Genomic DNA, 7,713 nt, shown 5'->3' on the forward strand with positions numbered 1-7,713 from the left:
GCCGGGCCGGAGTCTTCACCGGCTTGTGGACCGCGGGGGAGACGCTCGGACTCGCGCTGGGGCCCGGCCTGTTCGGCCTCGTCCTCGCGCTCGGCGGCTTCGCCTCCTCCGACGCCGACCACCGCGTCGCCCAGCCCGACTCCGCGCTCACCGCGATCGTCGTCGGATTCGGCGCACTGCCCGCGCTGCTCCTGCTGCTCAGCCTCCCGCTGCTGGCCCGTTACCGCCTCACGGAGGCCGAACTGACCCGGCTGCGCGACACGGCCGCACCGGCCGCCGCGCCGCCCGACCCGCCTGCCGCCCCGCCCTGTGCCCCGCGAGACGAGGAGTCCGTATGACGACCACCGGCGACGACGCCGAAGCCGAAGCCCTCCTGGCCCGGCTCACCGCCCTGCGCGCCGGGGACCTCCCGGTGCACGGCGGGCGCACCATGGCCTACGTCTACGACGCGGGCCTGACCGGCCTCGAGGAGCTGGCGGACGCCGCGTCCGCCGCCTTCGCCGGGGTCAACGGGCTCGACATGACCGCCTTCCCGAGCGTCGTCGAGCTGGAGAACGACCTCGTGCGCCGGGCCACCGCCCTGCTCGGCGGCGCCGCGGGCACCTTCACCAGCGGCGGCACCGAGAGCTGTCTGCTCGCCGTCCTGACCGCCCGGCAGCACGCCCGCCGCGTGCGCGGGATCACGGCGCCCGAGCTGGTCCTGCCCGAGACCGCGCACGCCGCCTTCCACAAGGCCGCCGAGCTGTTCGGGCTCACCGTCCGGTCCGTGCCCGTCGATCCGGAGACCTTCCGGGTGCGCCCCGCCGACATGGCCGCGGCGCTCACGGACGCGACCGCCCTCGTCGTCGTCTCGGCCCCCTCGTACGCCCACGGCGTCATCGACCCGGTCGCCGAGGTCGCGGCCGAGGCGGCGCGGCGCGGAGTGCTGTGCCACGTCGACGCGTGTATCGGCGGCTGGTACCTCGGGCACCTGCGGCGGGCGGGCCTCGGCGGGCGGGATGCCCCGGGAATTCCGGACACGCCGCAGGTGCCGGACTTCGACCTCTCCGTCCCCGGGGTCACGTCCCTCTCCGTGGACCTCCACAAGTACGCCTACACCCCCAAGGGCGCGTCGCTGCTGCTCTTCGCGGATCCCGGGCTGCGGCGGCACGGCTGGTTCGCGCACGCCTCGTGGCCCGGCTACCCCGTCGTGAACTCCACGCTCCAGGGCACCAAGTCCGCCGGGCCGCTCGCCGCCGCGTGGGCCGTGACCGAGCGCGTCGGGGCCGAGGGTTACACAGCGCTGTCGACGCGCGTACACCGCGCCGTGCACGCCCTCGCCGACGGCGTCGCCCGGATCGACGGGCTGCGCCTGCTCGCCCGCCCCGAGGCCTCGCTGCTCGCCGTCGCCGCCACGGACCCCGCGCTGGACGTGTTCGTCGTCGCGGACGAGATCCGGGCGAGCGGCTGGTATCTGCAGCCGCAGCCGGCCTTCGGCAGCTCACCGGCGAATCTGCATCTGACGGTGACGGCCGCCGTCGCCGGTGAGGAGACCGTCCGGCTGCTGCTGGCCGACCTGGAGAAGGCGGTGGCCCGGGCGCGCGAGAGCGGGCCGGTGCGGGTGGACCCCGGGATCGTCGCGGCCGCCGCCGCGCTCGACCCGGACACCCTGGGGCCGCAGGAGGTGGAGGCGGCGCTGGCGCTGGCCGGGGTCGGGCCGGACGGACGGCTGCCCGAGCGGGCGGCGCCCGTGCTCGCGGTGCTCCAGGCGCTCCCGGCCCGACTGAGCGAGCGGCTGCTGCCCGAGGTCGTCGGGAGGCTGTACCGGATCTGAGGCGCGGGGACGCGAAACGGCCCGTGGGGCGGAACCGAGCCGTTCCGCCCCACGGGCCGTGACGTTTCTGCTGATGCTGCGGTGCGGGCCTTCGAAGACCTGCTCAGGCCTCTTCGTGGGCCACGGCGCGACGGGCGTCCGCGTCCAGCACGCCCCAGCTGATCAGCTGCTCGGTCAGGACCGAGGGCGACTGGTCGTAGATCACCGCGAGGGTGCGCAGGTCGTCCTGGCGGATCGACAGCACCTTGCCGTTGTAGTCGCCGCGCTGGGACTGGATCGTCGCCGCGTAGCGCTGGAGCGGGCCGGCCTTCTCCGGCGGCACGTGGGCCAGTCGCTCGAGGTCGAGGACCAGCTTCGGCGGCGGCTCGGCGGCCCCGCCGGGCGTCGTGCCGGGCAGCAGCTCCTGCACCGGGACGCCGTAGAAGTCGGCCAGCTCGGCGAGGCGCTGCACGGTCACGGCGCGGTCCCCGCGCTCGTAGGACCCGACCACGACCGCCTTCCAGCGTCCCTGGGACTTCTCCTCGACGCCGTGGAGGGAAAGGCCCTGCTGGGTGCGGATCGCACGGAGCTTCGCCCCGAGCTGTTTGGCGTATTCGCTGGACATATAGCTCCCCGGACACTGCATCACTGTGCGGCTCCGCCGCGTGGCTGGTAACTCACTGTGAGGTTACGCAGCGTTACTTGGCCGCGTCAAGCCGAATGGTCCGTACCGACCTTCTCCCGGATCGGGGCTTCCCGCACCTTCAGGGCGGTGATCGGTGCTCCCGGTGGGCTGGTAGGGTGAGTGGCGCAATTTCGACGTCCTTTAAGGTCCGTCCCGTGAGGCGGAGAAGGAGGTCCGTTTCTTATGGACACGCAGAATCCCGATGCCCGGCCCGTGCTCGAGGGCCCGGACATCGCGCGGGTGCTGACCCGTATCGCCCACGAGATCGTCGAGCGCGCCAAGGGCGCCGAGGACGTGGTCCTCCTGGGCATCCCGACGCGAGGCGTCTTCCTCGCCCGCCGGCTCGCCGAGAAGCTCGAAGAGGTCACCGGCCGCGCCGTCCCCGTGGGCTCGCTGGACATCACGATGTACCGCGACGACCTGCGCATGCACCCGCCGCGCGCGCTCGCCCGCACCGAGATCCCCGCCGACGGCATCGACGGCCGCCTCGTCGTCCTCGTCGACGACGTGCTCTTCTCGGGCCGCACCATCCGCGCCGCCCTCGACGCTCTGAACGACATCGGGCGTCCGCGCGCCGTGCAGCTCGCGGTCCTCGTCGACCGCGGCCACCGCGAACTCCCGATCCGCGCCGACTACGTCGGCAAGAACCTCCCCACGTCGCTGCGGGAGACGGTCAAGGTCCAGCTCGCCGAGGAGGACGGCCGCGACGCCGTGCTGCTCGGTGCCAAGCCGGACGCCAAGGCAGCCGAGCAGTAGCCACCTTCCCGAGGCGTGCGCCCCTGCGGCGTACGCCCGCGAACGTGCGCCCTCGCGCGCCTGAATGCCCCGAAATCTCCTGATCTTCTCCTGACCTCGCCCTACGGAGCACCCCAGATGATGCGACACCTCATCTCGGCCGCCGACCTCACCCGCGACGACGCCGTCCTCATCCTCGACACCGCCGAGGAGATGGCCCGCGTCGCGGACCGGCCCATCAAGAAGCTGCCGGCCCTGCGCGGCCGCACCGTGTGCAACCTCTTCTTCGAGGACTCCACCCGGACCCGGATCTCCTTCGAGGCCGCCGAGAAGCGCCTCTCCGCCGACGTCATCAACTTCGCCGCCAAGGGCTCCAGCGTCTCCAAGGGCGAGTCCCTCAAGGACACCGCGCAGACCCTGGAGGCCATGGGCGTCGACGCCGTCGTCATCCGGCACAGCGCCTCGGGCGCCCCCTACCGCCTCGCGACCTCCGGCTGGATCGACGCGCCGGTGATCAACGCGGGCGACGGCACCCACCAGCACCCCACCCAGGCGCTGCTCGACGCGTTCACGATGCGCCGCCGCCTGGTGGGCCCCGACGCCGGGCTCGGCCAGGGCCTCGACGGCCGCCGCGTCACCGTCGTCGGCGACATCCTGCACAGCCGCGTCGCCCGCTCCAACGTGGACCTGCTGCACACGCTCGGCGCCGAGGTCACCCTCGTCGCCCCGCCCACCCTGCTGCCCGTCGGCGTCGACTCCTGGCCCTGCGACGTCTCGTACGACCTCGACGCCTCGCTGCCCAAGACCGACGCCGTGATGATGCTCCGCGTCCAGCGCGAGCGGATGAACGCCGCGTTCTTCCCGACCGAGCGCGAGTACACCCGCCGCTACGGCCTCGACGCCGAGCGGCTCGCCAAGGCGCCCGGCCACGCCATCGTCATGCACCCGGGCCCGATGGTCCGCGGCATGGAGATCACCGCCGAGGTCGCCGACTCCGAGCGCTGCACGGTCGTCGAGCAGGTCGCCAACGGCGTGCACACCCGCATGGCCGTGCTCTACCTGCTGCTCGGCGGCAACGAGCCCGCCGTCACCCACACCCGCCCCACCACCGGTTCCGAGGAGAGCAAGTAATCATGAGCAAGACCCTGATCCGTGGTGCCAAGGTGCTGGGCGGCGAGCCGCAGGACGTCCTGATCGACGGCGAGACCATCGCCGCGGTCGGCACCGGACTCGACGCCGGTGACGCGACCGTCGTCGAAGCCGACGGCAAGATCCTCCTGCCGGGCCTCGTCGACCTCCACACGCACCTGCGCGAGCCGGGCCGCGAGGACTCCGAGACCGTCCTCACCGGCACCCGCGCCGCCGCCTCCGGCGGCTACACCGCCGTGTTCGCCATGGCCAACACCTTCCCGGTCGCCGACACCGCCGGTGTCGTCGAGCAGGTCTACCGGCTCGGCCGCGACCACGGCTACTGCGACGTGCAGCCCATCGGCGCCGTCACCGTCGGCCTGGAGGGCAAGAAGCTCGCCGAGCTCGGCGCCATGCACGAGTCCGCCGCCGGGGTCACCGTCTTCTCCGACGACGGCAAGTGCGTCCACGACGCCGTGATCATGCGCCGCGCCCTGGAGTACGTGAAGGCCTTCGGCGGCGTCGTCGCCCAGCACGCCCAGGAGCCCCGCCTCACCGAGGGCGCCGAGATGAACGAGGGCACCGTCTCCGCCGAGCTCGGCCTCGGCGGCTGGCCCGCCGTCGCCGAGGAGTCGATCATCGCCCGCGACGTGCTGCTCGCCGAGCACGTCGGCTCCCGCGTGCACATCTGCCACCTCTCCACCGCCGGCTCCGTCGAGATCGTCCGCTGGGCCAAGTCCCGCGGCATCGACGTCACCGCCGAGGTCACCCCGCACCACCTGCTCCTCACCGACGAGCTGGTGCGCACGTACAACCCGGTCTACAAGGTGAACCCGCCGCTGCGCACCGAGAAGGACGTCATGGCGCTGCGCGAGGCGCTCGCCGACGGCACGATCGACATCGTCGCCACCGACCACGCCCCGCACCCGCACGAGGACAAGGACTGCGAGTGGGCCGCCGCCGCCATGGGCATGGTCGGCCTGGAGACCGCGCTCGGTGTCGTGCAGCAGACCATGGTCGAGACCGGACTGCTCGACTGGGCGGGCGTCGCCGACCGGATGTCCGCCAAGCCCGCGGAGATCGGCGGCGCGAGCGGCCACGGCCGTCCCGTCTCGGCAGGTGAGCCCGCGAACCTCGTCCTGCTCGACGCCGACTACCGTGGAGCCGTAGACCCCGCGGGGTTCGCCTCCCGCAGCCGCAACACCCCCTACGAGGGCCGTGAGCTGCCGGGGCGCGTCACCCACACCTGGCTGCGGGGCAAGGCCACCCTCGCCGACGGGAAGCTCGCGTGACACCACTGCACCCCCTGGCCAGCCCGCTGGCCCAGCTCGCCGCCGAGCAGAAGTCGGCCGACGTCACGGACTGGCCCGACCGGATCGGCTGGATCGTCGGACTGCTGCTCTTCATCGCGCTCGTCTACTGGCTGATGCGCCAGGGCTGGAAGTGGCGCGGCACCCTCCAGGGCGATCTGCCGCCGCTGCCTCAGTCGCCGGAAGCGCCCGGTGCGCCCAGACTGACCCTGAGCGGCCGGTACCACGGCTCCACCACGGCGGGGCAGTGGCTCGACCGCATCGTGGCGCACGGCCTCGGCACCCGCAGCCGCGTCGAGCTGACCCTGACCGACGCGGGTCTCGTGGTCGAGCGCCCCGGGGCGAGCGACTTCTTCGTCCCGGTGACGGCGCTGTGCGAGGCCCGGCTCGACAAGGGCATCGCCGGCAAGGTCCTCACGGAGGGCGGTCTCCTGATCGTCACCTGGGCGCACGGCGACAAGCTGATCGACTCCGGGTTCCGCTCCGACCACGCGGCCGAGCAGGCCGCCTGGGTCACCGCACTCAACGACATGACCGACACGCACACCACGACGGAAGGCACCGCACGATGACGACCTCCACCCGGGGAGCCGCACCCGCTCCCGCCGTACTCGTCCTGGAGGACGGCCGCCTCTTCCGCGGCCGTGCCTACGGGGCCGTGGGGGAGACCTTCGGCGAGGCCGTCTTCTCCACCGGCATGACCGGCTACCAGGAGACGCTGACCGACCCGTCGTACGACCGCCAGATCGTCGTCGCCACCGCCCCGCAGATCGGCAACACGGGCTGGAACGACGAGGACGACGAGTCGAGCCGCATCTGGGTCTCCGGCTACGTCGTGCGCGACCCCGCCCGCATCCCGTCGAACTGGCGCGCCGCGCGCTCCCTGGACGACGAGCTGGTCGCTCAGAACGTCGTCGGCATCTCCGGCATCGACACCCGCGCCCTCACCCGCCACCTGCGCGAGGCCGGCTCGATGCGCTCCGGCATCTTCTCCGGCGAGCACCTGGCCGCCGACGCCGAGCTCGTCGCGCGCGTCCAGGCCCAGCCCCGCATGAAGGGCCTGAGCCTGTACGAGGAGGTCGCCACCAAGGAGGCCTACGTCGTCCCCGCGATCGGGCCCGGCGGCGAAGCCCTGCCCATCGGATCCGCGAAGTTCACCGTCGCCGCGATCGACCTCGGCATCAAGGGCATGACCCCGCACCGTATGGCCGAGCGCGGCATCGAGGTGCACGTCCTGCCCGCCACCGCGACGCCCGAGGACGTGTACGCGGTCGAGCCCGACGGCGTGTTCTTCTCGAACGGCCCGGGCGACCCGGCGACCGCCGAGGGCCCCGTCGCACTGATGACGGCCGTGCTGGAGCGCAGGACGCCGCTGTTCGGCATCTGCTTCGGCAACCAGATCCTCGGCCGCGCCCTCGGCTTCGGCACGTACAAGCTCAAGTACGGCCACCGCGGCATCAACCAGCCGGTCCAGGACCGCACCACCGGCAAGGTCGAGGTCACCGCCCACAACCACGGATTCGCCGTGGACGCGCCGCTCGACAAGGTCAGCGACACGCCCTTCGGCCGTGCCGAGGTCTCGCACGTCTGCCTCAACGACGAGGTCGTGGAGGGCCTGCAGCTGCTCGACCAGCCGGGCTTCTCCGTCCAGTACCACCCCGAGGCGGCGGCCGGACCGCACGACGCCGCCTACCTGTTCGACCGCTTCGTGAAGCTCATGGAGGGCCAGCGTGCCTAAGCGCACCGATATCCAGTCCGTCCTGGTCATCGGCTCCGGCCCGATCGTCATCGGCCAGGCCGCCGAGTTCGACTACTCCGGCACCCAGGCGTGCCGCATCCTGCGCGCCGAGGGCCTGCGGGTCATCCTCGTCAACTCCAACCCGGCGACGATCATGACCGACCCGGAGATCGCCGACGCCACGTACGTCGAGCCGATCACCCCCGAGTTCGTCGAGAAGATCATCGCCAAGGAGCGCCCCGACGCGCTGCTGCCCACCCTCGGCGGCCAGACCGCGCTCAACACCGCGATCTCCATGCACGAGCAGGGCGTCCTCGAGAAGTAA

The 7,713-nt window shown here is 72.6% G+C and carries 8 protein-coding genes and 1 pseudogene; 8 read left to right on the forward strand and 1 reads right to left on the reverse strand.

Annotated features, from left to right (window positions below; all coding sequences use genetic code 11):
• A partial coding sequence (locus GTW43_RS06710; protein ID WP_237536445.1) for an MFS transporter occupies window positions 1–338 on the forward strand: 338 nt, incomplete at its 5' end.
• Window positions 335–1,813, forward strand: a complete 1,479-nt coding sequence (locus GTW43_RS06715; RefSeq protein ID WP_161300704.1) for an aminotransferase class V-fold PLP-dependent enzyme — start codon at window positions 335–337, stop codon at window positions 1,811–1,813. The genes GTW43_RS06710 and GTW43_RS06715, both read left to right, overlap by 4 nt.
• Before the next feature lie 103 nt (window positions 1,814–1,916).
• On the opposite strand, the gene bldD is transcribed toward GTW43_RS06715, so the two are convergent.
• Entirely contained in the window at window positions 1,917–2,417 is a 501-nt protein-coding gene (gene bldD / locus GTW43_RS06720) for a transcriptional regulator BldD (protein ID WP_093894511.1), read from the reverse strand.
• A gap of 243 nt (window positions 2,418–2,660) precedes the next feature.
• Here bldD and pyrR point away from each other — a divergent pair, with 243 nt between their 5' ends.
• From pyrR to GTW43_RS06750, 6 genes and pseudogenes are all read left to right on the forward strand, one after another.
• Window positions 2,661–3,233 carry a bifunctional pyr operon transcriptional regulator/uracil phosphoribosyltransferase PyrR gene (gene pyrR, locus GTW43_RS06725; protein ID WP_161300705.1) on the forward strand — a complete coding sequence of 191 codons (573 nt, stop codon included), beginning with the start codon at window positions 2,661–2,663 and terminating at the stop codon, window positions 3,231–3,233.
• Between the two features lie 117 nt (window positions 3,234–3,350).
• On the forward strand, window positions 3,351–4,343 hold the full coding sequence (locus GTW43_RS06730; RefSeq protein ID WP_161300706.1) for an aspartate carbamoyltransferase catalytic subunit: 993 nt from the start codon (window positions 3,351–3,353) through the stop codon (window positions 4,341–4,343).
• Between the two features lie 2 nt (window positions 4,344–4,345).
• Window positions 4,346–5,632, forward strand: a complete 1,287-nt coding sequence (locus GTW43_RS06735; RefSeq protein WP_161300707.1) for a dihydroorotase — start codon at window positions 4,346–4,348, stop codon at window positions 5,630–5,632.
• Window positions 5,629–6,222 carry a hypothetical protein gene (locus GTW43_RS06740; RefSeq protein WP_343245925.1) on the forward strand — a complete coding sequence of 198 codons (594 nt, stop codon included), beginning with the start codon at window positions 5,629–5,631 and terminating at the stop codon, window positions 6,220–6,222. Before GTW43_RS06735 ends, GTW43_RS06740 begins: the two co-directional genes overlap by 4 nt.
• Window positions 6,219–7,388, forward strand: a complete 1,170-nt coding sequence (carA, locus tag GTW43_RS06745) for a glutamine-hydrolyzing carbamoyl-phosphate synthase small subunit (protein ID WP_161300708.1) — start codon at window positions 6,219–6,221, stop codon at window positions 7,386–7,388. Before GTW43_RS06740 ends, carA begins: the two co-directional genes overlap by 4 nt.
• Window positions 7,381–7,704: pseudogene (locus GTW43_RS06750) on the forward strand (hypothetical protein); the annotation flags it as partial. The gene carA and the pseudogene GTW43_RS06750, both read left to right, overlap by 8 nt.
• Window positions 7,705–7,713 lie beyond the last annotated feature (9 nt).

Origin of the sequence: Streptomyces sp. SID5785, assembly GCF_009870065.1 — a bacterium.
Taxonomy (GTDB): Bacteria; Actinomycetota; Actinomycetes; order Streptomycetales; family Streptomycetaceae; genus Streptomyces.

What these genes read in the sequence shown, in the direction of transcription:
- GTW43_RS06730 (WP_161300706.1), top strand. Translation starts at nt 3,351, where the DNA reads ATGATGCGACACCTCATCTCGGCCGCCGACCTCACCCGCGACGACGCC.
- pyrR (WP_161300705.1), top strand. Translation starts at nt 2,661, where the DNA reads ATGGACACGCAGAATCCCGATGCCCGGCCCGTGCTCGAGGGCCCGGAC.
- GTW43_RS06735 (WP_161300707.1), top strand. Translation starts at nt 4,346, where the DNA reads ATGAGCAAGACCCTGATCCGTGGTGCCAAGGTGCTGGGCGGCGAGCCG.
- GTW43_RS06715 (WP_161300704.1), top strand. Translation starts at nt 335, where the DNA reads ATGACGACCACCGGCGACGACGCCGAAGCCGAAGCCCTCCTGGCCCGG.
- carA (WP_161300708.1), top strand. Translation starts at nt 6,219, where the DNA reads ATGACGACCTCCACCCGGGGAGCCGCACCCGCTCCCGCCGTACTCGTC.
- bldD (WP_093894511.1), bottom strand. Translation starts at nt 2,417, where the DNA reads ATGTCCAGCGAATACGCCAAACAGCTCGGGGCGAAGCTCCGTGCGATC.